Source organism: Nocardia asiatica NBRC 100129, from assembly GCF_000308415.1.
Lineage (GTDB): Bacteria > Actinomycetota > Actinomycetes > Mycobacteriales > Mycobacteriaceae > Nocardia > Nocardia asiatica.
On the sequence record NZ_BAFS01000223.1, the window covers coordinates 1 to 25,477 of the forward strand.

The 25,477-nt window shown below is 69.6% G+C and carries 21 protein-coding genes and 1 pseudogene; 10 read left to right on the plus strand and 12 right to left on the minus strand.

Annotation, left to right across the window (positions count from 1 at the left end):
• From ON27_RS22010 to ON27_RS22025, 4 genes are all read left to right on the plus strand, one after another.
• Window positions 1-1,127 (plus strand): DUF5691 domain-containing protein (locus ON27_RS22010; RefSeq protein ID WP_043730997.1); only part of this gene is annotated, 1,127 nt, incomplete at its 5' end.
• Entirely contained in the window at window positions 1,124-2,224 is a 1,101-nt protein-coding gene (locus ON27_RS22015; RefSeq protein ID WP_043731000.1) for an ATP-binding protein, read from the plus strand. The genes ON27_RS22010 and ON27_RS22015, both read left to right, overlap by 4 nt.
• On the plus strand, window positions 2,221-4,605 hold the full coding sequence (locus tag ON27_RS22020) for a DUF5682 family protein (RefSeq protein ID WP_043731003.1): 2,385 nt from the start codon (window positions 2,221-2,223) through the stop codon (window positions 4,603-4,605). Before ON27_RS22015 ends, ON27_RS22020 begins: the two co-directional genes overlap by 4 nt.
• Window positions 4,602-5,759 carry a VWA domain-containing protein gene (locus tag ON27_RS22025; protein WP_043731007.1) on the plus strand — a complete coding sequence of 386 codons (1,158 nt, stop codon included), beginning with the start codon at window positions 4,602-4,604 and terminating at the stop codon, window positions 5,757-5,759. The genes ON27_RS22020 and ON27_RS22025 overlap by 4 nt, the downstream gene beginning before the upstream one ends.
• A 119-nt stretch (window positions 5,760-5,878) precedes the next feature.
• Here the strand turns inward: ON27_RS22025 and ON27_RS22030 are convergent, their stop codons facing one another.
• Window positions 5,879-6,697 (minus strand): phosphatase PAP2 family protein, encoded by an 819-nt coding sequence (locus ON27_RS22030; RefSeq protein ID WP_245560047.1) that lies wholly within the window; start codon window positions 6,695-6,697, stop codon window positions 5,879-5,881.
• 735 nt (window positions 6,698-7,432) lie between these two features.
• Between ON27_RS22030 and ON27_RS22035 the strand changes: the two genes are divergently transcribed.
• Window positions 7,433-8,110: a DUF4352 domain-containing protein gene (locus tag ON27_RS22035; RefSeq protein WP_245560048.1), complete on the plus strand. Its 678-nt coding sequence runs from the start codon at window positions 7,433-7,435 to the stop codon at window positions 8,108-8,110.
• Between the two features lie 144 nt (window positions 8,111-8,254).
• On the opposite strand, the gene ON27_RS22040 is transcribed toward ON27_RS22035, so the two are convergent.
• The 8 genes and pseudogenes from ON27_RS22040 to ON27_RS22065 all read right to left on the minus strand — a co-directional run bounded on the left by ON27_RS22040 (window position 8,255) and on the right by ON27_RS22065 (window position 17,469).
• Window positions 8,255-10,783, minus strand: a complete 2,529-nt coding sequence (locus ON27_RS22040; RefSeq protein WP_043731010.1) for an ABC transporter permease — start codon at window positions 10,781-10,783, stop codon at window positions 8,255-8,257.
• Between the two features lie 34 nt (window positions 10,784-10,817).
• On the minus strand, window positions 10,818-11,594 hold the full coding sequence (locus ON27_RS22045; RefSeq protein WP_051046875.1) for an ABC transporter ATP-binding protein: 777 nt from the start codon (window positions 11,592-11,594) through the stop codon (window positions 10,818-10,820).
• 976 nt (window positions 11,595-12,570) lie between these two features.
• The gene (locus ON27_RS22050; protein ID WP_043731013.1) at window positions 12,571-13,497 is read right to left on the minus strand and encodes a hydroxymethylglutaryl-CoA lyase-like TIM-barrel protein; all 927 of its coding nucleotides are present in this window, start codon (window positions 13,495-13,497) and stop codon (window positions 12,571-12,573) included.
• On the minus strand, window positions 13,494-13,661 hold the full coding sequence (locus ON27_RS43055; protein WP_157227276.1) for a hypothetical protein: 168 nt from the start codon (window positions 13,659-13,661) through the stop codon (window positions 13,494-13,496). The genes ON27_RS22050 and ON27_RS43055 overlap by 4 nt, the downstream gene beginning before the upstream one ends.
• Window positions 13,658-14,875, minus strand: a complete 1,218-nt coding sequence (locus ON27_RS22055) for a CaiB/BaiF CoA transferase family protein (protein WP_043731016.1) — start codon at window positions 14,873-14,875, stop codon at window positions 13,658-13,660. Before ON27_RS22055 ends, ON27_RS43055 begins: the two co-directional genes overlap by 4 nt.
• A 285-nt stretch (window positions 14,876-15,160) precedes the next feature.
• A pseudogene (locus ON27_RS43060) lies at window positions 15,161-15,289 on the minus strand (TauD/TfdA dioxygenase family protein); the annotation flags it as partial.
• A gap of 83 nt (window positions 15,290-15,372) precedes the next feature.
• Window positions 15,373-16,305 (minus strand): TauD/TfdA dioxygenase family protein, encoded by a 933-nt coding sequence (locus ON27_RS22060; RefSeq protein ID WP_043731019.1) that lies wholly within the window; start codon window positions 16,303-16,305, stop codon window positions 15,373-15,375.
• 393 nt (window positions 16,306-16,698) lie between these two features.
• On the minus strand, window positions 16,699-17,469 hold the full coding sequence (locus tag ON27_RS22065) for a deoxyribonuclease IV (protein ID WP_043731021.1): 771 nt from the start codon (window positions 17,467-17,469) through the stop codon (window positions 16,699-16,701).
• Window positions 17,470-17,625: 156 nt separating this feature from the next.
• On the opposite strand from ON27_RS22065, the gene ON27_RS22070 reads away from it, so the two are divergent.
• The 4 genes from ON27_RS22070 (at window position 17,626) to ON27_RS22085 (ending at window position 23,303) form a co-directional block, all read left to right on the plus strand.
• Window positions 17,626-18,777 carry a serine/threonine-protein kinase gene (locus tag ON27_RS22070; RefSeq protein WP_083887733.1) on the plus strand — a complete coding sequence of 384 codons (1,152 nt, stop codon included), beginning with the start codon at window positions 17,626-17,628 and terminating at the stop codon, window positions 18,775-18,777.
• Window positions 18,778-18,902: 125 nt separating this feature from the next.
• On the plus strand, window positions 18,903-20,723 hold the full coding sequence (locus ON27_RS22075) for a serine/threonine-protein kinase (RefSeq protein WP_043731024.1): 1,821 nt from the start codon (window positions 18,903-18,905) through the stop codon (window positions 20,721-20,723).
• A 3-nt stretch (window positions 20,724-20,726) separates the two neighbouring features.
• Window positions 20,727-22,334, plus strand: a complete 1,608-nt coding sequence (locus ON27_RS22080) for a serine/threonine-protein kinase (RefSeq protein ID WP_043731026.1) — start codon at window positions 20,727-20,729, stop codon at window positions 22,332-22,334.
• A gap of 33 nt (window positions 22,335-22,367) precedes the next feature.
• Window positions 22,368-23,303, plus strand: a complete 936-nt coding sequence (locus ON27_RS22085; RefSeq protein ID WP_043731029.1) for a MerR family transcriptional regulator — start codon at window positions 22,368-22,370, stop codon at window positions 23,301-23,303.
• On the opposite strand, the gene ON27_RS22090 is transcribed toward ON27_RS22085, so the two are convergent.
• Complete coding sequence (locus ON27_RS22090) at window positions 23,300-24,130, minus strand: GNAT family N-acetyltransferase (protein ID WP_043731033.1); 831 nt, start codon at window positions 24,128-24,130, stop codon at window positions 23,300-23,302. The two genes, ON27_RS22085 and ON27_RS22090, sit on opposite strands and share 4 nt — an antisense overlap.
• A gap of 87 nt (window positions 24,131-24,217) precedes the next feature.
• Window positions 24,218-24,442 carry a hypothetical protein gene (locus ON27_RS22095; RefSeq protein WP_051046878.1) on the minus strand — a complete coding sequence of 75 codons (225 nt, stop codon included), beginning with the start codon at window positions 24,440-24,442 and terminating at the stop codon, window positions 24,218-24,220.
• Window positions 24,443-24,790: 348 nt separating this feature from the next.
• Between ON27_RS22095 and ON27_RS40010 the strand changes: the two genes are divergently transcribed.
• Window positions 24,791-25,225 (plus strand): hypothetical protein, encoded by a 435-nt coding sequence (locus ON27_RS40010; RefSeq protein ID WP_051046876.1) that lies wholly within the window; start codon window positions 24,791-24,793, stop codon window positions 25,223-25,225.
• Window positions 25,226-25,264: 39 nt separating this feature from the next.
• On the opposite strand, the gene ON27_RS22105 is transcribed toward ON27_RS40010, so the two are convergent.
• A partial coding sequence (locus tag ON27_RS22105) for an acyl-CoA dehydrogenase family protein (protein ID WP_043731040.1) occupies window positions 25,265-25,477 on the minus strand: 213 nt, incomplete at its 5' end.

Genomic DNA, 25,477 nt, shown 5'->3' on the forward strand with positions numbered 1-25,477 from the left:
GCCTCGCGGGCGCTCGAGGCAGTTGGCTGGCGGCCCGGCATCCGGACTGGCGCGATTTGGCGCGGCAGCCGTCGCGCGCGGTTGAAGGCGCCATGGACACCTGGCTGTTCGGCCGGCCCGACGAGCGGCGCGACTGGCTGGCCGCACTCCGCCGCGACGACGCCGCGGCGGCCAGGACGACGCTCACCGCGGCGTGGCCGAAGGAAACCGGGCCGCTGAAAGCCGAACTGCTCGCGGTGCTCGCCGACCGGCTCGGACCGCAGGACGAGCCCCTGCTGGAAACGGCGCTGGACGACCGGCGGGCCGACGTGCGCCGCACCGCCGCCGGCCTGCTCGCACTGCTGCCGGATTCGGCGTTCAGCCTGCGCATGCGCGGCCGGGCGAGTGCGTGGCTGCGCGCCGAGCACCGCATGCTGCACACGCACGTTGTCCTCGCCCTTCCGGAAACGCTCGACGCCGCCGCGCAGCGGGACGGAATCACCGATCGCACCGTGGAATTCGCCTACCGCTGGAACGGCGCGCCCGACGTGTCCGCGGCCCGGCTGCGGCAGGTGGTGGCCGCGACACCGCTCACGCACTGGACCGGTGTGCTGGGCACGCCGCAGCAAGCGGTCCGCGCCACCATCGAGGACCGGTTCCGCCAACCGGTCTTCGACGGTTGGGTGGACGCCGCGCTGGCGCAACGGGATTCGGCGTGGGCGCGGGCGCTGTTCGAGGCGGGGGTGCCCACCGACCTGGCGATGTTGCGCAGGCGCGAACTTTTCGCGCTGCTGCCGCTGCCGGATCGGACCGCGCACCTGATCCGGTTGGACGGCTCGTGGCTGTCGGAGATCGAGGCGCTGCTGCCCGCGATGGGACATCCGTGGCCGGAAGCGCTGGCCCAGCACGTGATCCTGCTGCTCTTCGAGCGGGCGCGAGCGGCGGCGCGGCGGCCCGAGGCGCACGGCGCGTCGCCGAACGCGCACCGCTCGCTGCTCGCCGCGGCCGCCGTCCACCTTCCGCTCACCGCCGCGGGCAGCCTGTCCTCGGTAGCCCGGCGATGCGACGATCCCGCCTGGGAGCGGGTCTTCGACCAGCTCGCCCACGACCTCAACCACCGCTCGATGATGCTCGAGGAGTTGCAGTGACGACCACCGACCCGACCCCCGCCCTGCTGCGCCCGCACGCCGAGCAGGCGTACGCCGACGAACTGCGCGCCCTCGCCGCCGCCGACGACCGGCCCCGCCCGCCCTCGTGGCGGTTGTCGCCCTGGGCGGTGGTCACCTACCTGCTCGGCGGCACCCTCGGCGACGGCACCGTGATCACCCCCAAGTACGTCGGCCCGCGCAGGCTCATGGAAGTGGCGGTCGCGACGCTGGCCACCGACCGGGCACTGCTGCTGCTCGGCGTGCCGGGCACCGCCAAAACCTGGGTGTCGGAACATCTTTCCGCCGCCATCAGCGGCGCCTCCACGCTGCTGGTGCAGGGCACCTCGGGCACGGCGGAGGAGGCGATCCGCTACGGCTGGAACTACGCGCGATTGCTCGCGGAGGGGCCCAGCGACGCGGCGCTGGTGCCGTCGCCGGTGCTCACCGCCATGCGGACGGGCTCGATCGCCCGGATCGAGGAGCTCACCCGCATTCCCTCCGACGTGCAGGACGCGCTGATCACCATCTTGTCCGAGAAGACCTTGCCGGTGCCCGAACTCGGCCGCGAGGTGCAGGCGGCCAAGGGCTTCAACGTCATCGCCACCGCCAACGACCGCGACCGCGGGGTCAACGAATTGTCCTCCGCGCTGCGCCGCCGGTTCAACACCGTGGTCCTTCCGCTGCCCGCGAGCGAGGACGAGGAGGTCGCCATCGTCAGCAGGCGGGTCGAGCAGCTCGGTTCCGCACTGGAGCTGCCCACCGTGCCCGCGGCGGCCGAGGAGGTGCGGCGCGTGGTGCGGGTCTTCCGCGAGCTGCGTTCCGGCAGCACCGCCGACGGCCGCACCAAGCTCAAGTCGCCGTCCGGGACGCTGTCCACGGCCGAGGCGATCTCGGTGATCACCAACGGCATCGCGCTCTCGGCGCACTTCGGCGACGGCGTGCTGCGCGCCTCGGACATCGCGGGCGCGGTGCTCGGCTCGGTGATCAAGGACCCGGTGGCCGACGCGGTGGTGTGGACCGAGTACCTGGAGGCCGTGGTCCGCGAGCGGCCCGACTGGGCGGATTTCTACCGTGCCTGCCGGGAGGTCACCGGGTGACCTCGCCCGCCGAATCCGCGCCGGTGACCAGGGTTTTCGGTATCCGCCACCATGGTCCCGGGTCGGCGCGCTCGCTGCGGCTGGCGCTGGCGGCGTTCCGGCCCGACCTGATTCTCATCGAGGGCCCTTCGGACGCCGACCCGCTGGTGAGCTATGTCGCGGCCGAGGGCATGACCCCGCCGGTCGCACTGCTGGCGTACGTACCCGACGCCCCCGCGAAAGCCGCGTTCTGGCCCTACGCCGTGTTCTCCCCCGAATGGCAGGCGCTGCGGTACGCCGTGGACAACGACGTGCCGGCGCGGTTCTGCGACCTGCCCGCGTCGGTCACGCTCGCGACCGAGGACGAACCCGGCGACCGGTTCGATCCCCTCGCCGCGCTGGCCGAGGCGGGCGGCTACGACGACGCCGAACGCTGGTGGGACGCCGTCGTCGAATCCGTGCCCGACGCCGACGCGTTCGACGCGATCACCGACGCGATGGGCGCGCTGCGGGAGTCCGCCGAGCGGGAGTCCGCCGAGCGGGAGTCCGCCGAGCGGGAATCGCGGGACGGGAACGAATTGGAGCACGATCGACCGGTCGGCGACGAAGCGCGAGACGGGCCGGCGCACAACGTCATGTCCGATCCCGATTCGGTCGAGGAGGCGCTGGACGAAGCGTCTCCCGTGCGCCGACCGCCGCCCGAGCCGCTCGTGGTCGACGCGCACACGCTGCGCCGCGAGGCCTATATGCGCCAGACCATGCGCAAGGCGCTCAAGGAGGGGGCGATGCGGCTGGCGGTGGTGTGCGGCGCTTGGCACGCGCCCGCGCTCACCGGCGCGCTGGGTCCCGCCGCGCCGGACGCCCGGTTGCTCAGAGGGCTGCCGAAGACCAAGGCCCGGCTCACCTGGGTGCCGTGGACCCATTCGCGGCTGTCCACGTCCTCCGGCTACGGTGCGGGCGTCACCTCTCCGGGCTGGTACCACCACCTGTTCACCGAGACCGAACAGCCGATCGCCCGCTGGCTGACCAGGGTCGCCGGTGTGCTGCGCGCCCATGATCTGCCCGTCTCCAGCGCGCACGTCATCGAAGCCGTCCGGCTCGCCGACACCCTCGCCGCCTTGCGCGGCCGCCCGCTCGCCGGCTTGTCCGAGGTCACCGAGGCCACCCGGTCGGTGCTGTGCGGCGGGGACGAGACGATGCTGCGGTTGGTGGTCGGTGAACTCGTCGTCGGCGAGGCGCTCGGGGCCGTCGCGGAGCACACGCCGACCGTACCGCTGGACGCGGACCTGCGCGCCACCATCCGGTCGCTGCGGATGAAACAGGAGCCCGCGGCCCGCGTCCTGGACCTGGATCTGCGCAAGGAGCGCGAAGTCGCGCGGTCACGCCTGCTGCACCGGCTGCGGGTACTGGAGATCGATTGGGGCACGCTCACCACCAGTGAAGTGCGCAGCACCGGCACCTTCCGGGAGACCTGGACGCTGCGATGGCATCCCGAGTACGCGATCTCGATCATCGAGGCCTCGCGCTGGGGCACCACCATCCGCACCGCGGCGGAGGCGAAGATCCTGGACACCGCGGCCCGCGCCGACCGCTCCGTCGGCGAACTCACCGCCGCGCTGGAAGTCGCCCTGCTCGCCGACCTCGGTGGCGCGACCGACGGATTGATCGCCCGGCTGGAATCCACCGCGGCACTCGACCACGACGTGACCCACCTGCTCGCGGCCCTGCCCGGCCTGATCCGCACCCTGCGCTACGGCGACGTGCGCGGCACCGACACCAAGGCGCTGGCGCACGTCGCCGACGGCCTGCTGGTGCGCATCTGCGCGGGCCTGCCCGCCGCGGTCACCGGACTGGACACCGACGCCGCCGCCCAGCTGCGCGAGCTGCTGGACGCGGCGCACACCGCGATCCACACCAGGGACGACGGCTGGGCCACCGGCGAGTGGCTGGCCGCGCTGCGCCGCGTCGCCGACCGCGACGACGTGCACGGCGCTCTCGTGGGCCGCGCCGTCCGCCTGCTCGCCGACGCCGGCCGTATCGATGACGCCGAATCCGCGCGCCGCCTGTCCGCTGCCCTGTCGGTGGGCGCGACCGCCGCGGCGAAGGCGGCGTGGATCGACGGGTTCCTCGGCGGCCGCGGCCTGCTGCTGGTCCACGACCGGGAGTTGTTGCGGCTCGTCGACGAGTGGCTGCGCGGGCTCGGCGACGACACGTTCGTCGAGACGCTGCCGCTGCTGCGCCGGACCTTCGGCGCGTTCGAGTCGGGTGAGCGCCGCGCGATCGGACAGGCGATTCGTGACGGCGGTTCCGGGCCCGCCGTGCCGACCGCCGCGGACATCGATCCCGACCGCGCCACGACCGCTGTGCGCACGGCGGCGGAGATCTTGGGGGTCACGGTATGACGGACGAAGCACACTCTCGGCGCTGGCGATTGGTACTCGGCGCGGCGGCCGAGGAGGGGCTCGGCGGGCTGGGTTCCAGCGCGGACGCGGCCATGGACCGGGCGCTGTCGGCGCTGTACAACACCGATGAGGAGACCTCGCCCGGCAAGCGCACCGGCGGTTTGCAGGGTTCGGCTCCACGCGTGGCCCGCTGGCTGGGCGACATTCGCAGTTACTTCCCCGCCACCGTCGTCGAGGTCATGCAACGCGACGCCGTGGAGCGACTCGATCTCACACAGTTGCTGCTGGAGCCGGAACTGCTCGAGGCGGTGGAGCCGGACGTGCACCTGGTCGGCACGTTGCTGAGCCTGAACCGGGTGATGCCCGAGACCACCAAGGCCACCGCGCGCATGGTGGTGGAGAAGGTGGTGCGGCAGATCGAGCAGCGCGTGGCGGCGCACACCGTCACCGCGGTCTCCGGTGCGTTGAACCGCGCCGCCCGCGTCACCCGGCCGCGTATGCGCGATATCGACTGGGATCGCACGATTCGCAAGAACCTCGCCACCTACCTGCCCGAGCACCGCACCGTGGTACCCGAACGGCTGGTCGGCTACGGCCGCAAGGCCCAGGCGGTGCGGCGCGACGTGGTGCTGGCTGTCGACCAATCCGGTTCGATGGCCGCCAGCGTGGTGTACGCGTCGGTGTTCGGTGCGGTGCTGGCCTCGATGCGGTCGCTGCGCACCTCGCTGGTGGTCTTCGACACCGAGATCGTCGACCTCACCGACGAACTCGACGACCCGGTGGACGTGCTGTTCGGCACCCAACTCGGCGGCGGCACCGACATCAATCGAGCCCTCGCCTACTGCCAGTCCTTGGTCACCCGCCCGGCCGACACATTGTTCGTCCTGATCTCCGACCTCTACGAGGGAGGTATCCGCGACGAGATGTTGCGCCGCGTCCGCTCGATGCAGGAATCCGGCGTGCAGGTCGTGGTGCTGCTGGCCCTCTCCGACGACGGGGCGCCCGCCTTCGACCACGAGAACGCCGCGGCCCTGGGCGCGCTGGGCATCCCGGCTTTCGCCTGCACGCCGGACAAATTCCCGGAGCTGCTGGCAGTGGCCCTCGATCGGGGCGATGTGCAGTCCTGGGCGCACGCCAACGCCGCCCACCACTGAATCCGAGCTGCTTACGACTCCGGGCCGGTCGCGCTTCACGTGAACCTATTCATTCCAGCCCACTGCGGCGCCGCTGCGCCCACTGGTGTCGATCTTCATCGATCGCGCCATGCCCGCACTCACACGGATTCCGGCCGAACCCGCCCCATCACGCCCCACGCGGTGGCCGCCGCGGGTACCACGACGGGATGCAGGGCAGCGGCCAGTGACAGCAGACCGACAGCGACGATCGCGTCCAGCCAGTAGTGGTTGGCGGTGCTCACGACCACGAGCGTGGTCAGCGCCGGATGAGCCAGGGCGAGCCAGCGCCACGGCGATCGGGTCGCGGCGACTACGGCAACACCGAGCAGCAGCGCCCAGCCGACGTGCAGGGACGGCATGGCCGCGAACTGATTGGAGAGACCGCCGGAATCGGTCTCGCCGTAGACGGACTGGCCGTACTGTGCGGCCAGGTCGACGAACCCTTGATCGGGCAGCATGCGCGGCGGTGCGAGCGGGACCAGTATGTGCACCAGAAGCGCGGCTCCGGTCAGGGCCACCATGAGGTTTCTGGTCCAGCGATAATGCTCGGGCTGAAACATCCACAACCACAGCAGGACGCCGACGGCCACAGTGAAATGCGCGCTCGCGTAGTAGAAATTGGCCGGGACGGCGAGGAGATCACGGTTCAGGAACAGCGCCTGGACCCGCTGCTCGTCCGGCAGGCCGAGCCGCTGCTCGAGGCCGAGCAGGGCGTGTGCGTTGACCATGGCGCGCCCGGTGTGGTCCGCAGTGACCAGCCGCCCCGCGCGATAGCCGAGATAGAGCAGTGTTATCAGGAGCAGCTGCCGGACGGCTTCGCCGCCTCGACCGCGCACCGCCACCCGCACCCGTCCGACGAGCCCGCCGGGAGGGAGCTCGAGTCCGGCGCCCGGACCACTGAAGCCCACAGCGACCACACGGCCTCCTTCCCCTTTGAACGGGCCGTTACCAAGGATTAAGTGGAGCGCTAACCTCCGTTTGAGTAAACACCACGGAACGGACAACTTCAGCAGGATGTGACGGGGTCGACACCCTGAGCGAATCCGCTCATCGCACAGGCGACTTGCGATGGACCTTGCCCCTTTACGGGCAGCGACCCCCGCTCCAAGCCTCGTGCTCGGCCGCCTGTCCACCGAGTTCCAGGTATGTCCGCATGCCGGGTTCCGCACACCGGCGGCACAGCCCAACGCTCATCCGCCAGCCGGCCGCCCGCGGAAGGTGACCGCCACGCGGGCTGACGCGGACAGCAATGCGGTGCCACCGGCCCATGCGTTGGTGTTCATACCTGGCTAGTGGGATGTCTTCACCGCTGGCGTTTGAATGACGAGTTCACATGACCTGCCTGAGTCCGCTAACGAGAATCGGTGCAGATAACCCTTCGAATTGGTCGGGGCTACTCCTACGCATAGACGATTGCAGGGGAACTTCCATCGCGCCCTGGTCCGAATGACTCTGGTACAGAAGCGATCCGCTCAGCGGCCCAGAGTTCGCGACCGGAAGAAGCCAGCGAAAAGCAAACCGCCCGGAATCATCCCCTATTCCCTTCCGGTCGATACACCACACGCTCAATTGTCTGAGATGTTTGTAACAGCACACTGGCTCATGTGATTGCTCAGCCAGATACTACGAACCCAAACAGCAGGGGGTCATCTGTGTCCCAGCCACCGCCATACCCCGGGCCGAATACCGGCCCCGGCTACCCCGCCCAGGGAACACCGCCACAGGGTGCCCAGCAGCAGCCCGGTTTCCCGCCACCGCCCGGATACGGCCCACCACAGCCGCCCAAGAAACGCATCGTCTGGCCGTGGATCATCATCGGCGCCATAGTCCTGCTCTGTGGCGGATGCTTCGGCATCGTCGGACTTGCTAGCAACAGCTCCGAATCTCCCCATAGCACAAACCAACCCGGCCCCGGTGCTCCAAAAGCCAGCAAGAATGTCGCCGCCGCAGGGTCCGTGGTACGGGACGGCAAGTTCGAGTTCGTGGTCACCGCTATCGATCCCCCGACCAAGACGATCGGCAACAACCAGTTCCTGCGCTCCACCGCGCAGGGCGAATACATCGTCATCCATGTCGATGTCAGCAACATCGGCAACGAACCGCGCTCCTACTTCGGTTCGAATCAGAAGCTGTATGACGATCAGGGCCGTGAGTTCACGAACGACACGAAGGCCGAGATCAATGTAAACGAGCATTTATCAGCGGATATCAATCCAGGCAATAGGATCTCGATGAGGATTGTGTTCGATGTTCCGCCGGGTTCGGTCCCTGCTGTGCTGGAGTTGCACGACAGTATGCTCTCGGGGGGCGTGAAGGTCGCACTGCGCTGACCTTCCAGGGCTAGCCATCGTTTAGCCAGCCCTGGCGTGATGTCGGTATACCAGCGAAGGATCTGGCGCGGGTAAGCAAGTGACAGTAGGAGGATTCGTCGTCTTTCTCCGTGCGGCGCACAGCAGACGTGCGCCGCACGGGTTTCAGAGGTCGGCGATGGCCGCCAGCGGCGGCGTGCGCGCCGCGCGTACGGCGGGCCAGAGGGCGGCGAGCACCCCGACGACCGCCGAGCTGACCAGCACGAGCACCAGCTGGCTCCACGGGATGGCGATCTGGTCCAGTCCGAGGTCGCGCAGCGTGCGCAGGAATCCGACCCCGAGGCCGAGCCCCAGCACCATGCCGACGATCGCGCCGAACACCGCGATCAACATCGACTCCAGATAGATCGTGCGGCGCACCTGGGCGCGCTGCATACCGACCGCGCGCAGCATGCCGATCTCCCTGCGCCGCTCCACCACCGACAGCGCCAGCGTGTTGACGATGCCCAGGATCGCGATCACCACAGCCAAGGCGAGCAGGCCGTACAGGATGGCCAACAGGGTGTTGATCTGTTTGCCCTGCGCGCCTTTGAACTCCTCGCGGTCCTGCACCTGTACGACGACGAACCGCTCGGTGGCCTTCACCAGGTCGGCGCGCATCTGAGTGATGTTCGCGCCCGGTTGCGCCTCGATCAGCACCAGGAAGTTGGTGCGGAAGTTCAGCGGAACCACCTCGTCGTACACCGTCTGCGACACCACCATCGGACCGAGCAGCGGGTTCTTCTTGTACACACCGGACACCGTGAGCGGGACCTTCTTGCCGTCGACGCTGGTTGGGTTCACCTGGTCGCCGACCCGCCACCCGCGCTCGGCGGCCTCGTCCTCCGATACGAGCACGTCGCGGGCCCCGAGGGTGTCGCTGCCGCGCACGATCTCGTAGTTCAGCACGCCGTTCAGCGGACCGTCCGCCGAGGTGACGAACACTTGCTCGGCGCCGATCTTGAACGCGGCGCCCCGCATGCCCACCGCCTGCCGCACTCCGGGCACGTCGGTGCGCGCGGCGTCGGCCGCGCCGAACGGCACGCCGAGCAGCTGCGGGCCCGCCAGCACATAGTCGGCTCGCACACCCTTGTCCACCAGCACACCGACGCTGGCCTTGGCCGAGGCGCCCAGCATGCCGATCGCCGAGACCAGCATCAGCCCCAGCGTGAGCGCGAACGCCGTCGCGGCGGTGCGGCGAGGGTTGCGCGCCGCGTTGTTGCGCGCCATGCGGCCGATCGGCCCGAACGGCCGCACCAGCACCCCGAGCCCGCCGACCACCGGCCGCGACAGCGCGGGCGCGGCCAGCAGCACCGCCAGGATCAAGCCGAGCGCGCCGACCCCGACCGTGGCGGCCGCCGTACCGCCGGTGCGCTGCGCACCCAGTACGACGAAGCCCGCGCCGAGCACGGCGAGCACCACGCCCGCGACGGTGCGCCAGCGCAGCGACTCGCCGGTGGACGCGAACTCCTCGCGCATGGCCTGCACAGGGGGGATCCGCGCGGCGCGGCGCGCGGGTGCGTAAGCGCTCACCACCGTCACCACCAGACCGACCAGCAGCCCGACCACGATGGTGCGCGGCCGCACCGCCATAGAGCCGGTCGGCAGACCGAGGTCAAACGCGTTGAGCACCGCCGACAACCCGAACGCGAGCGCGACGCCGCCCGCGAGACCGATCACGCTGCCGATCACCCCGATGACGAACGCCTCGGCCACCACCGAACGGCCGACCTGCTGTCTGCTGGCGCCGACCGCGCGCAGCAGCGCCAGCTCCCGCAACCGCTGCGCGACGATCATCGAGAAGGTGTTGTAGATGATGAACGTGCCGACGATCAGCGCGATCGCACCGAAGGCGAGCAGGAAGTAGTTGATGAAGTTGAGCGCGTTGGACACTTCCTTCTTCAGGTCCGCGCGCACCTGGTCGCCGTTCTGCACCTTGTAGCCGGGCAGCTCCCTGGCCAGGTTGTCGCGCAGCTCGTCGCCGGGAAGGCCGGAGGCCGCGAGATCGACGTAGGCGACGTGCAGGCCGTCGGTGAACAGCTTGCGCGCCTGCGCGTCGTCGAACAGCACCCCGATGAAACCGCCCGTGTCGGACGGGACTTCGTAGATGCCCGTCAGGGTCACGTCGATGGGATCGGCCTGGGAGGGAATGAGGATCTTGGTCCGGTCGCCGATCCGCAGCCCGGCCCGCTCGGCGCCGCCGGTGTTGAGCGCGATCTCACCGGATCGGGCGGGCGGGACGCCCTGCAGGAACTTCTCCGGCTCCGCGACGGCCTTCTCCGGCGGCAGATACGACTTGCCCAGGGTAGGCGCCCCGCCGGTCTGCACGGATTTCTTGCCCGCCGGATCGAGCAGCACCACGGGACCGTTCACGCTCGGCGCGACGGTGCGGACACCGGGATACTTCACCAGCTCGTCCACCACGTTGTTCGGAATGCCCTGCGCTTGGCGCTCCTTCGGGCTCACCCGGACGTCGACGCCCTTCGCCTCGTTGGCGAAGATCCCGTCGAAGGTGCTCTGCAGCGTGTCGGTGAACACGAACGAGCCTGCGATGAACGCGGTACCGAGAACCACCGACAACAGCGTCAGCGCTAGCCGCACCTTGTGCGCGGCCAGATTGCGCAGCGCCACCTTGCGCATCGGATTTGCGGCCATCACGCCAGCCCCCGAAACTTCCGCGAGCCGCCGGTCACGCCTGCTCCAACGCTTTCATCCGGTCGAGCACCGTGTCGGCGGTGGGATCGCGCATCTCGTCGACGATGCGTCCGTCGGCCAGGAACACCACCCGGTCGGCGAACCCCGCCGCGTGCGGTTCGTGAGTGACGATGACGACCGTCTGCCCGAACTCGTCCACCGCGGCGCGCAGGATCGACAGCACTTCCTCCGAGGCACGGGAGTCCAGGTTGCCGGTCGGCTCGTCACCGAAAATGATCTCCGGCTTGCCCGCGAGGGCACGGGCGCAGGCCACCCGCTGCTGCTGACCGCCGGACAACTCGCTGGGGCGATGGGTGAGCCGATCGATCAGCCCGAGCCGCGTCAGCACCGTGTCCAGCCATTCCTGGTCCGCCTTGCGTCCGGCGATGTCCAGCGGCAACGTGATGTTCTCCAGCGCGGTGAGCGTCGGCACCAGGTTGAACGCCTGGAAGACGAATCCGATCCGGTCCCGTCGCAAGCGCGTCATCTGCTTGTCGGACAGGGTGGTCAGGTCGGTGTCGCCGATCCGGACGGTGCCGGAACTGGCGCTGTCGAGCCCGGCCAGGCAGTGCATGAGAGTCGACTTGCCCGAGCCCGACGGGCCCATGATCGCGGTGAACTCCCCCTTCGCGAACTCGGCCGACACCCCGTCCAATGCCCTGACCTGGGTGTCACCCGATCCGTAGACCTTGGTCAGTTCGATAGCGTGGGCCGCGACATCGGTCGGAGCCGCCGTGTCGGCGATGTCGGCGCCCAAGGCTTGCGAAGTCATGCCGTCCAGTCTTACCGCCTGAGCGTCCACATGCCATCAGGGAAGACCCTGTGTTTAATTGCCGCGACCTTCGTCGCGGCGTGTTCGCGGCCCCTTTGTGGCTCGCGTCCGAGCGACCGCCGCTGGCGACTTCGTCGCGGACGCGGCGGCCGCTCGGACGCGAGCCGGGCCGCGAACGGCGCATGCACTCTCTCGCTTCGCTCGAAAGACGTGGATGCGGTGCGCTGGGCGCGTTGTTGTGGAACTCGCTTTCCGGTGCACGCGGATGGAAGTGGCCGAAACCTGCTGCATCACGCTCGGGCTGTTCGGACGACCCGAACACCGCCTGCTGGTCCGTCGCCGACGCGGGCACCACGCACACGCAAACCGCGACGCGAACAGCGCATGCACGATCCCGCTTCGCTCGAGAAACGTCATCGAGGCGCGCCAGGCCCGAAGGTACGGAACTCGCTACCCCGGTGCACACGGAGGACGGAAGCAGCCCGATCCTGTTGCGTCGCGTTGAAGCTGTTGGGTTGGCCCGAACGCCGCCTGCTGGCTCGCCGCCGATGCGGGGGACCCCGCACACTCGAGCCGCGCCGCGAACAGCGCATGCACTGTCTCGCTTCAAGTACGGAGGTCCGGGGTCCATGTCCGATAGCCTGGATCTGCTGGAACTTCACTTCGAGCGGCGACCGCACGGGTGCGGACCGAGCCCACCGCACGCAGCGGGGATCCGAGGTTTCGCGGGTGGTCGGGTCGAGTGGTAGTGATCGCGGCCGTGCGCGCACGGCAGATCTCGCTCGAAACTTGTGGTCGAGGTGCGCTGGGTGCGTCGGGCGGTGATCTCGGCAGCCGAGCGCCGCCACTGCGGAAGCCGCTCTTGGTGGGTGAGCGGGTCGTGACCGCGCCGGGTGTTTCGGTGCGGCGGACGGCGGCAGGGCTCGGTTTTCCTTTGCCGTGGGCCGACCGATCGCCTTGCCGGCGCGGGCTCCGGCTAGGGGTGCTCGGTTCCCACGACCCACTCGAAGGCGGAGGCCTTCGATCGGGCGCCTTCGAGGGCGCGCGATCGGTTGGGTTCGCCTAGTTCGGCCAGTAGGTCCTCCGATATCTCGACCAAGGCGGCGAGCGTCGTGGGGGTGAACCAGTCCGGTCTGGTGGCGAAGAGGATGTCCTCGGAGGCGGTGTTGCCGCTCGCGCCGGGTGCGAAGGGGCAGCCGCCGAGTCCGCCGAGAGCGCCGTCGACCATGTCCGCGCCGGCCGCGACCGCGGCGAGAGTGTTGGCCACGCCCATTCCCCAGGTGTCGTGACCGTGGAAGACGATCCGGCGGGAAGGCGTGTGGTCGCGCACCGCCGTGACCAATGCGGCGACCTGGCCGGGATGGGCTTGTCCCAGGGTGTCGGCCAGGACGATGTCGTCCGCGCCCTCGGTGCGCGGATCGCAGGCGATGGCCAGCACCCGCTCAGGGTCGACGGGACCGTCGAAGGGGCAGGTGAAAGCCGTCGCCAAACACAATTGAATGGACCCGCCCACCTCGCGGGCCAGTCGCACCGCGTCCGGCATGGCCGCGACGCTGTCGGCGGTGTCGCGCCCGATGTTCGCCCGATTGTGCGCGTCGGAGACCGAGAAGCAGTACTGGAAGTTGCGCACCCCGGCCGCGGCGGCCTTCTCCACGTGCCGCGGCGTGGCCACCCACACCCAGCAGCGGCGCAGTTCCTCCGGCGTCAGCGCGGCGACCAGCTCCATACTGTTGGCCATCGGCGCGACCAGGTCCGGGCGCGCCATCGAACCGATCTCCAGCGCGGGCACTCCGAGCGCGAGCAGGCGGCGCACGATGTCCACCTTGCGCTGCACCGGCAGCAACTTGCCGGTCAGCTGCAGCCCGTCGCGCAACGTGACGTCACGCAGCACCGGCGCCGTCATCGCTGCTCTCGCTGCTCGCGGCGGCCGCACATCACGCCGCCCCACGGTTTCTCGCCCGCCCCCGTCGGGTTCGGCTGCACCGCGGGCCTGCTGCTGCCCGGCGCGCGCAGTTCCCGCGCGCCGCGCCCTTCCGGACGCCTCCCGTCGTGCGGCCGCATGGTCATGGCACCTCCAAAGCGTCGATCTCGGCCTCGCTCATGCCGAGCACCTCCGACAGCACTTCCCGGGTGTGCTCGCCCAGATCGGGGCCCACGGTACGGATGGGCAGGGACTCTTCGCCGATCACCGGGACGATGCCGGGAAAGCCGACCTCCTTGGGCTCCGGCGCACCGACGTCCACCGCGAACGACTGGATCATGTTGCGCGCCCGATACTGCTCGTCGGCCACGATGTCGGCCGCGGTGTAGATCGGGCCGCACGGAATCGCGGCGGCTTCCAGCATCTTCAGCGCCTCGGCACGGCTGTGCCGGACCGTCCACTCGCCGATGGCCGCGTCCAGCCGCTCACGGTGGCGCCAACGGCCCGCGTTGTCCTGCAGTTCCGGGTCGGCCGCCAGATCGGGCCGATCGATGACCGCCATGTAGCGCTGGAAGATGGCGTCCCCGTTGCCGCCGATGATGATGCTGGTTCCGTCGGAGCACGGGTAGGCGTTGCTCGGCGCGATGCCCTCCATCCGGCCGCCTACGCGTTCGCGCTGGATGCCGTAGGCCAGATAGTCCGGCACCAGCGATTCCATCACCGACAGGATCGCCTCGTTGAGCGCCACGTCGATCACGCGCTCGCGCAGCGGAACCGGCGTCTCCCGCTCGGCGCGCTCGCGCTGGAACAGCGCCATCACGGTGCCGAACGCGGCGTAGATGCCCGCGATGGAGTCGCCGATCGAGACGCCGGTACGCACCGGAGGACGATCCGGATCGCCGACCAGTTCGCGCAGACCGCCGACCGCCTCCGCGACCGCGGCGAACCCGGGACGCTGCGACAGCGGACCGGTCTGCCCATAGGCGGAGATCCTGGTGATCACCAACTCCGGGTTCGCCTCGTTGAGCACCTCAGGACCGAGGCCCCACTTCTCCAGCATGCCGGGCCGGAAGTTCTCCAGCAGGACGTCACAGCGCCGGACCAGGTCGAGCACGATGCCGCGCCCCGCCTCCGTGCGCAGATCCAGCGTGATCGACTTCTTGTTGCGGTTGATCGTCCGGTACAGCATCGAGGTGTCACCGCCGTAGAGCCGCCAGTTGCGCAACTCGTCACCGGCCTTCGGGCGCTCCACCTTGATCACCTCGGCGCCGAAGTCACCGAGGATGCGCCCCGCGGTCGGCGCGGCGATGTAATTGCCGAGTTCCAGGACGCGCACCCCGTCCAGCGGCCGAATACTCATGGCAACCAGTGTGGACCATGTTTGTTTTGCGGCGCCTGCGGCGCCGCGTGTTCACGGCCCCGAGAAGTCTCGCGCCCGAGCGACCGCTGCTCGCGCCTGCGGCGCATGCGCAACGGTCACTCGGCCACGAGACGGGCCGCGAACGGCGCTCGTAAGACTCGCACCAGAGGGGGCTGGGTCGGCGGCGAAGTGTTCGTTCGGGGCTTTACCACAGATCGTGATTCGCAGCGCTGTCTCCGATGCGTACCGCCTACCGGGCGCGCCTTGCCCACTGGACGCGGGTTAGGCCGCGACGGTCGACGCCCACGTGGTGGCGCCGCCGTAGGGCGGAAGGTGCACCGCGCGCAGGACGGACGCCTTCGGAATGCGGTCGACGAAGGTGACGTCGGTGTGCCAGCTGTTGGCGCGGCCGTTCTTGTGGGCCGCCACCGCCAACGGGGCACCGCATGGCCCCTCAATGGCCGGGCTCGCGCCCGGCAACCATGCGGGGCCCCTGCTCAGGACGCGAGCAGCCGGGTGTCCTCGATGATCGAGTAGTGCTCGGCGTCGCCCGCGATGACGGTGCTCGCCGCGCCGTCGACGCAGACCGGGACGTCGCCGGCCAGCGTGATGCGGGTCAGCTTGCGCGGCTGGTCGTCGTAGTCGTCGATGGCGTAGTGCTGGGTGGCGCGGTTGTCCCAGATGGCGACGTCGCCCGGCGCCCAGTTCCAGTGAGTGGTGTTCTCCAGCCGGGTGACCCGGTCCTGGAACAGGCGGAACAGCGCGTGCGACTCGGTGCTGGAGAGCCCGACGAAGTGCTTGACGAAGTGGCCGAGCAGCAGGGCCCGCTCCCCGGTCTCGGGGTGCACGCGCACCACCGGGTGCTCGGTCTCGTAGTAGGTGGACTCGAATTCGGCGCGGTAGGCGGCGGCGTTGCGGCCCTGTTCCTCCCCGTTGCGGGCGGCGTAGTCGTAGACGTTGGTGTGCACGGCGCGCAGCGACTCGGCGAGCCGCTTCAGCGGCTCCGGCAGCGACTCGTAGGCCGCGACGGTCGACGCCCACGTGGTGGCGCCGCCGTAGGGCGGAAGGTGCACCGCGCGCAGGACGGACGCCTTCGGAATGCGGTCCACGAAGGTGACGTCGGTGTGCCAGCTGTTGGCGCGGCCGTTCTCGGAATCGATCGCCAAACTCTTCACCCCGTGCGAGGTGACCGTGGGATGCGGGGTGGTCGGCGTGCCGAGCAACTGGGCGAACTCGTACTGCCCGTCCTCGGTGAGGTGATCCTGTCCGCGGAAGAAGACGACCTTGTGCTCCAGCAGTGCGCGATGGACGACCTCGACAGTTGCCGCGTCCAGATCGCCGCCGAGCCGGACGTTGTCGATCCGCGCGCCGATCCGGGCGCCGAGCCTGGTCACCGAGGCGGTGGATGGGGTGGCGGTTGCGACCGTCATGAGATCACCTTCGCTGTCGAGATCGGTTACTGCTGCTTCGAGCACATCACCGAAACCACCCCGCCGACCAGGGTTTTCATCGCGCTGATCACAACACGGGCCGAGCGGAGCCGCCTCGGCCCGGTCCAGCGCAAGTCGCACCGCACCGCATACCGGACCTCACCCTCCAGACCAGCCGTCATCGCGCTCCAGACCAGCCGTCATCGCGCCGATCCACAGGTTCGAGACGACCGAACCAGACCCAACCCCGCCGGGTGCGAGTCTTACGAGTACCGTTCGCGGCCCGTCTGGCGGCCGAGTGACCGAAGCGCATGCGCCGCAGGCGCGAGTCTCGGTCGCTCGGACGCGAGACTCCCCGGGGCCGCGAACACGCGGCGCCGCACGCGCCGCAAATCAAACACAGCATTCACGCAGATACGCCAGATCCTCCGCGAGTCCGTCGGCCGGGGTTTCCAGAACCACGGGAGCCCCCGCCGTCCGGCACACCTCGGCGAGCAGTTGCGGGTCGATGGTGCCGTCTGCGAAATTGGCGTGCCGGTCGGCGCCGGAGTTGAACTCGTCGCGGGAGGAGTTCAGGTGCACCAGGTCGATCCGTCCGGTGATCGCCTTGATCCGGTCGACGGCGCCGAGGAGTTCCTCACCGCCGGCCCAGGCGTGACAGGTATCCAGGCAGAATCCCGCGCCGTAGTCGCCGACCGCGTCCCACAGCCGGGCGATGGAATCGAAGTGCCTGGCCATGGCGTGATTGCCGCCCGCGGTGTTCTCGATCAGGATCGGGACCGCGAAGCCGCCCTTGTCCTGCTGACGCTCGAACAGTTTGCGCCAGTTGTCGATCCCGGTGTCCAGCTCGGCGTCCGATCGCACGTGCCCGCCGTGCACCACCAGGCCGAACGCGCCGAGTTCGGCAGCCGCCTTCGCCTGCTGCGCCACCGCGTTGCGCGAGGGCATGCGCAACCGGTTGTTCAGGCTCGCGACGTTGATCTGATAGGAGGAGTGCACCACGACCTCGATCGGGCTCGCGAGGATCTCCTCGGTCCGCGGATGCGGGGTGGGTTTGTCCCAGCTCTGTGGGTCGACCACGAACATCTGGATCACCTCGGCGCCGAGTTTCTCGCCGAAGCCGATCGGGTCGCTGTCGAGCCGGACGTGTGCTCCAATGCGCATGCGGGTCAGCGTAATGAGTGGGTGTGACGAAAACTGCGACCGGGCCGAGCGGTCCGTGGTCGAAGATCGAGGTTTCGCCGCGACTGTTGCATCCCGATGGCCCGGCGAGATACATGGATAGTGTCCGCGCGCTCGACTCGACAAGGGGGTGTAACGGTGTTGCAGACCGGCGATGTCTTCGCGGGCTACGTCATCAAACGCGTCCTCGGCCATGGCGGCATGGGCACCGTCTACCTGGCCCAGCATCCGCGCCTGCCCCGGCTGACGGCGCTGAAGCTGCTCAAACGCGACCTGTACGCCGACACCGACATCCGCCGCCGCTTCGAGCGCGAGGCCGATCTGGTCGCGCGACTGGACCATCCGAACATCGTCACGGTGTTCGATCGCGGCGCCGAGGAACAGCAGCTGTGGATATCCATGCAGTACGTGCCCGGCGCGGATGCCTCCTGCGCGGACGTCGACGTGCTCGCTCCGGCCCGCGCGGTGCAGATCGTGGCCGACACCGCCGCCGCGCTGGATTTCGCGCACGCCAACCAGGTGCTGCACCGCGACGTGAAACCGGCCAACATCCTGCTGGCCAAGGCGCCGATCGGGCAGCCGGAGCGGGTGCTGCTCACCGACTTCGGCATCGCGGGCATCCGCGGCGCGGAGAGCACGATCGGCTCGTCGGGCACCATCACCGCGACCCTCGCCTTCGGCGCGCCGGAACAGTTGATCGGCAATTCGCTCGACGACCGGGCCGATCAGTATTCGCTGGCCTGCACGCTGTTCTGGATGCTCACCGGCGCGCCGCCGTATCCCGGCGGGAATCCGGCGGCCGTGGTGCACAAACATCTGTACGCGCCCATCCCGATGCTCAGCCGCGTGCGTCCCGGCCTGCCGCCCGCGCTTGATCCGGTGCTGGCTCGCGCCATGGCCAAGCGGCCCGCGGATCGATTCGCCAGTTGCGCCGAATTCGCCGCCGCGGCGAAGCATGCCCTCGCCGGGCACCCCGACCGGCACCGGTCGGCGCCGCGGCACGGCCTCCACGCCGATCCGCACCCGACCGCGCCGACACACCGCACGCCGGCGAACCCGTCGCCGCAGCACCGAGCGTGGCCGCGGGAACCTGCGCGACCGCCCGCGTCGCGGCCGAGTTTCCTGCCGCCGCGCCGCCCCACGCACCCCGGCCTGATCGAATTGCCCGATCTGCCCATGCGCCCGGGATCCGCGGTGCGGCCGCACCAGCAACCTCCGGACCCCCGTCCTCCGCCGGGCGGTCCGGCCTCCGCCGATCGTCCGGGCGTCAGCACGCTCGACGAGCGATAGGCAGGGTGTGAGTACTGCTATGGTTTCGATGTTTTTCGTGGTCGGGCCGATTCCCGGTCACGCTTTCTTATGCTGTACGCCTGTTCGCCGGTGGGTCCCGGCGGGCGGCGGGAAGTGGAGCAGTCATGCTGGCCAGCGGTGACGTTTTCGCCGGCTATGTCATCGAGCGGCAACTCGGCCGCGGTGGCATGGGCTCGGTCTATCTGGCGAAACATCCGCGGCTGCCGCGGATGACCGCGCTGAAGCTGCTGAATCGGGAGATGTTCTTCGACAAGGAGGTGCGGGCGCGGTTCGAACGGGAGGCGGATCTGGTCGCCCAGCTCGATCACCCGAACATCGTCACGGTCTACGACCGCGGGCTCGAGGACGAGCAGCTGTGGATTTCGATGCAGTACGTCGACGGCATCGACGCCGCCTCGGTGGAACCGAAATCGCTGCCGCCCGAACGCGCGGTGCAGATCATCAAGGAGACCGCCGACGCGCTGGACTACGCGCACGGCAACGGGGTCCTGCATCGGGACGTGAAACCCGCCAACATCCTGCTGGCCCGCTCCAGCGCGGGTCGCGGTGAGCGGGTGTATCTCACCGACTTCGGCATCGCGCGGCTGCGCGACGACACCGGTCATCTCACGCAGACCGGCACCTTCACCGCGACGCTGGCCTACGCCTCGCCCGAACAGCTCACCGGCGTCTCCCTGGACCACCGCTCCGACCAGTACTCGCTGGCGTGCTCGCTGTTCTGGTTGTTCACCGGCACCGGCCCGTTCTCCGCGACCAATCCCGCCGCGGTCATCCAGGGGCATCTGCAGGGAGCGCCGCCCGCGCTGAGCAGTGTCCGGCCCGGATTGCCCTTCGCTCTCGACGGGGTCCTGTCGCGGGCGATGGCCAAGCGACCCGATGACCGATTCGGCAGTTGCGCGGAGTTCGCCGCAGCCGCCAAGCAAGCGCTGACCGGATCCAGCGTGCCGTCGATGCCGGTGGTGGGCGGTCCCCGTCCGGTCACCGGCCCACCGCACCCGACCACCGGTCCGCGCCCCGCCACCGGGCCGCAGATCCCGACGACAGGTTCGCCGTACCCGGCGGCGCAAGGCCATTACGCCAGCGGCCTCGGCCACCAGGTGAACGCTCCGCACACCAGCGGGCCCAACTCGCTCGCCGCGGCGTCGCCCGCGACTCCTCCGCCCGCGCCGGTGGCGAACTCCGGGCCGCACACGAGCGCGGCGCCGCAGCCGACGGCCGTCAACCCGTACAGCCACCAGCAGCCCGGGTTCTCGTCCTTCGCCGCACCACCCGCGCCGCCGCACGGCGCACACAGCTACCCTTCGGCCGGTCCGCCCCAGAAGAAGAACACCGGGCTGATCATCGGCTTGGCGGTGGGCGTGGTCGTGCTGATCGTGGTGGTGCTCGGCATCATCGGCGCCGTCTCCGATTCGGGCTCGAGCACAGCGGGCACCACGACCACCTCGGCGGTGAAGCCGAACCTCGTCGACGCGACCCCCGAGTCGATCAGCGCGGAATTCCCGCGGATGGTGCCCGCCTCGAAGACCGAAGAGATCGGTTACAACGGCGCGGAATGCTGGCTGGCCTCCCCCAGCTCACCGCCGTCGCCGAACAAAGGCGACCCGGAGTTCGGTGACTGGGCCGCGCAGTGGCGCTGCTTCAAGGGCGGCAACAACGACGATCCGTACTACCGCATCTACGCCTACAAGACCCCGGCCGACGTCCAAGCGGTGCTGAAGGGCCTGCCGTCCTCGGCCACCAAGTCCACCGACACCAACGGCGGCAAGTCCTACACCAACTACAAGTACGTCGACGAAGGCGCCAAGATGGTCACGGCGTTCACCGGCGACCCGGATCGGACCCAGTTCCTGATGTACACCGACGGTTTCGCCCACACCACCGTCGACGAGCTGCTGCGCTGGTGGCGCTCGGCTCCGCTGCACTGACCGATGCTGAGCACCGGCGAGATATTCGCCGGGTACACCATCGAACGCATGCTCGGCCGCGGCGGGATGGGATCGGTGTACCTGGCCCGGCATCCGCGGCTGCCCCGGTTGACGGCGATGAAGCTGTTGAACCCGGAGCTGTTCGACGACAAAGAGATCCGCGCCCGTTTCGAGCGGGAGGCGGACCTCGTCGCGCGACTGGATCATCCGAACATCGTCACCGTGTTCGACCGGGGCGTCGAGGGCGAGCGCCTGTGGATCTGCATGCGCTACATCGACGGCACCGACGCCGCCGCGCTGGACGCCCGGGAGCTGCCGCCGCAGCGGGCGGTGCAGATCATCGCGGCGACGGCCGAGGCGCTGGATTTCGCGCACAGCCGCGGCGTGCTGCACCGCGACGTGAAACCGGCGAACATCCTGCTGGAGCGCATCGAGGGCGCGCCGGAGCGTGTTTTCCTCACCGATTTCGGCATCGCCCGATTGCGGGACGACGCGGGAGGGCTCACCCAGACCGGGACCTTCACCGCCACGCTGGCCTACGCCGCGCCGGAACAGCTGTCCGGCGCTCCGCTGGATCACCGCGCCGACCAATATTCGCTGGCCTGCACCCTGTTCCGATTGCTGACCGGCACCGTCCCGTTCGACGCCACCAATCCGGTCGCGGTGATCCAGGGCCATCTCAGCGCCCCGCCGCCACCGGTGAGCAGGATGCGTCCCGGGTTGCCCGCGGCGCTGGACGCCGTACTGGCCAAGGCGATGGCCAAGCACGCCGCCGAGCGCTTCGACTCCTGCCGCGAGTTCGCCGCCGCCGCGTGGCAGGCGCTCACCGCGCCCGCGGTGCCGTGGCCGCCGAGCGCGCCGAGCGGCACGCAGCACCGGGCACAGGCGCCGAACGAGCAGCCCGGGGTGAACCGCCCGCCGCGACGTTCCCGCCGGAAAGCGTCGGTGGGAGCCTCGATCGGGCTGGCGATGGCGATCGGCGTAGCCGCGGTCCTCGTGGCGGCCTCGCTGCGCGACACCACGCCCTCCGGCGCGGCCGCACCGGCGACGACGACGCCCGCGTCGACCACCTCCGGCACGCCGCCCACCACCAAGCGTCCGACCACGACCGTCGCGGCTACCACGGACCGGGCCACGATCGGCGCCCGTGCGGCGGAACTGAGCGCGGCGTTTCCGGACATGCTGCCGGAGACCTCGGCCGAGCGTCTGGTGCACTCCGGAACCGGCTACAACAAGGCGGGCTGTTTCGCCCACCCGCCGGACTCCCCGGCGACGCGCGACCACGACGACCCGGACTTCGGCGCATGGCTGGTGATGTGGAGCTGCTTCGGCGGACCGAACAAGGCGTCTTTCGACTTCTACCTCTACGAATCGGCCGCCGACGCGCAGGCGGCTCTCGACGCGTTACCGGCGAACGATCGCGCGGCCGCCACCAACGACAGCGGCCACAGCTATACGAATTACACGCTGCACGACAGCCGCAACCTGCGCCCGCGCATGGTCACCGCCTTCTCCGACGCGGGCCGGGCGACGATGCTGATGTACAGCGCCGGATTCATCGCCACCGACGCCGAGTTCCTGAATTGGTGGAAATCCGCGCCGTTGCGTTGAGTTTCCCCCAAGGGGAGACGCGAGGGTAGGGGCATGGACGACACCCGCTTCACCATCGGAGCCGTAGCCGAACGAACCGGTCTCACCGTCAAGACGATCCGGTTCTACGCCGACCAAGGCATCGTCGCGCCCACCGCACTCAGCCCGACCGGCTACCGCCTCTACGACGTGCGCGCGCTCGCGCAGCTGGATCTGGTGCGGACGCTGCGCGATCTCGGGCTCGACCTGGCCACCGTCCGGCGTGTACTGGCGCATGAACTCTCGATGACCGAAGTCGCCGCGGCGCACGCCGACGCCCTCGACGCCCAGATCCGGATCCTGCGCCTGCGGCGCGCGGTGCTGCGCGCGGTGGCCGGGCAGGGCTCGACCCCAGCGGAGGTGGATCTCATGCACAAGCTCGTCACTTTGTCGGCCGCCGAGCGTCATCGCCGGATCGAGGAGTTCGTGGATGCCGCCTTCGGCGGACTGGACGCCAACCCGGAACTGGCCCAGCTGATCCGCACGTCGCTGCCGGAACTGCCCGACGACCCATCGTCCGAGCAGGTCGCCGCCTGGGTCGAGTTCGCGGAATTGGCCTCGGACCCGCATTTTCGCGCGGCGATCCGGCGGATGGCCGAGTACCAGGCGCGTGAACGCGCCGACGGCGACACGACGGTGTTGCACCACGATCTCACCGAGGCCGTGCGCGACCGGGTCGGGTCGGCCATCGAGGCGGTTATCGCGCCCGGCTCCCCCGCGGCCGCCGACGTGGTCGCCGAACTGTCCGCGCGCTACGCGGCCACGTTCGGCAGGGCAGACGACCGCGCGCTGCGCGAGTGGATGCTGGAACGGCTGGAGGTCGCCGACGATCCACGCGTGGAGCGGTATTGGCGGTTGCTGGCGGTGATCAATGGCTGGCCCGCGCCGCCGAGCCTCGCGCCGGTGTTCGCCTGGTTCACCGCGGCTCTGCGCGCCGACCTGCGCGGCTAGTCGAAGACGTAGTGCGCGAAGGCGTGCGTCGGGTGGAAGCCGATCTTCCGGTAGATCCGGTTGGCCGTGGCGTTGGCGCTGTCGGCGAACAGGCAGACCTCCAAGCCCTCGGCGCGCAGCAGCTGTGCGACGTGCGCGGTCGCCGCGCCGGCGTAGCCGTGCCCGCGGGCGGACGGCGGGGTGTAGACGGGCCCGATCCGGGACCAGCCCTGGATCGGGATCTGATGGCCCGCGAAACTCACCGGCTCTCCGTCGCGTTCCCACAACCACCAGCGCCCGGCGTCCACACGACGCCGGATCGCCGCCTCGTCCAGCACGGACGCCGTGCCGGACTCCTCGTCCATGGCCGCCAGCCATTCCCGGCACAGCGTGACATCGGATGCCGTTGCTCGGCGTGGCGCTCCTGGCACCTCCGGGATCCGCAGCGTGCCGAGCCGGTGCAGCCGAGTGGCGTAGCTCTGGTGGAAACCCTTCCCCAGCAGCGCGCACCAATGCTGGGCGAACGCGGTCGCGTCATCGGTGACGCCTTCGACGCCCGCGGTCTGCGGGACCACGTCGGCCAGTGCGCGAGCGACCGCCGGGATGCTTTCGGGCGGTAGTTCGCCCAGGTACACGTCACGACCGGCCACCCGCATGGCCGCGCCGACGACCGCGGCGTCCGCGCCGTGCACCGAGACGAAAAGCGACTTCTCGGCCGGGGTGTCCAGGCCCGTCACATGGTTGGCGACACTGGTGGTGATCACGGTATGCCGCAATGGATCGCGGAGCAGGAACGCCCCCGCGACCGAGCGGAACTCGGCAGCGTCGGTGGTGATCTCGATCCTCATGGAAATCACGGTAGGCGCCGAAATCGTTGCGTGCCCGCGTTTCTCGCGTCGTATGTGGACCCGGGGCCGAGCCGACCGGCCGGTTGTTCAGTCGGGTTCGCCGCCACCCGCGCGGAGTTTGAGCAGCACCAGTCCCGCGGTGCACGCGAGAATGAGCCCGGCGACGGTGATTTCGACGTGCAGGCCGGCGATGCCGAGCACCGCCCCGACGAGTCCGCCGATGAAGATCAACCAGGCGAGCGTCCGCGACAGAATCGTGGACAACGTGTGCGCCTGCTGATTCGACGCGGGATGCTGCGCCGTTGCCGACACCGCATCTTCCGCGGCGTGGGATGAACCACGCCGCGACGCTGTCGAGTAAGCTCCCATCATCTACTCCTCGATGACGCCGGTCAGAGAACCACTATCACGTTCTCACACAACGTGTCTCTCATCCTGAAACCGGCGTCTCACGCGTAACTTTGCTCACACACGCTACGACTCCGGGACGCCGGAAGATAGCGACACGTGCCCGCGACACGCCGAAGAGACCAATTCGATATCTGAATTGAGACCGTTTTACCCGCGCCGTCCGGCGTACCCCCAGCGACCACTCGCCTCGCCTGGCCGACCGGCCTCGATTATGGTGAGTCGACTCGATACACACGAGGAGCGTCACCGTTGGAAAGCAGCAGGGCCAAGATCGCCGGTCCGGCGATCGCCGCGGGAGCGGTTTCCATCGGACTCGTCCTGATCGGCGCCTGCGGCGTCGGCAGGCAGGACACCTACGTCCCGCCACCGCCGCTGAAGGCGGGCGAATACGCCGAACCCGTGGTGCACGAGAGCACCACCGGCACGACGACGCCCAAGGTCGTCATCCCGCCCTCGCCCACCTGGCGGATCGCGCCGGCCGATCAGCGGCGTCCGACCCCGTTCGCGGGCTTCATCAGCAGCACCACCGCCGAACCGTCCACGGGGAACCCGCACGAGGACACCTCGCAGGCCGCGCCGACGGAGGATTCGAGACCACCGGTCGCCGCGCGGACGCCCGCGAACGAGTCATCGGACGAGGCACCCACGCAACTGCGCACGGACCCACCGGCCGAAGACGAGTGATCCGCGGTGGTGCGTGCGTACGCACCACCGCGGCTCTGCTCACAGTTCGGGCAGCTCGTAATCGCCCACCCGGGAGCTGAGCACCCGCAGATGCTCGAGTCCGCTGCCGAGAGTGCGCTCGATCGCGGTCAACCGGGCGACGTAGTGGCCGACCGGGTACTCCGCGGTGACGCCGATGCCACCGTGCATCTGGATCGCTTCCTGCCCGACATGCCGGGCCGCGCGGCCGACCTGCAGCCGCGCGCGCGACGC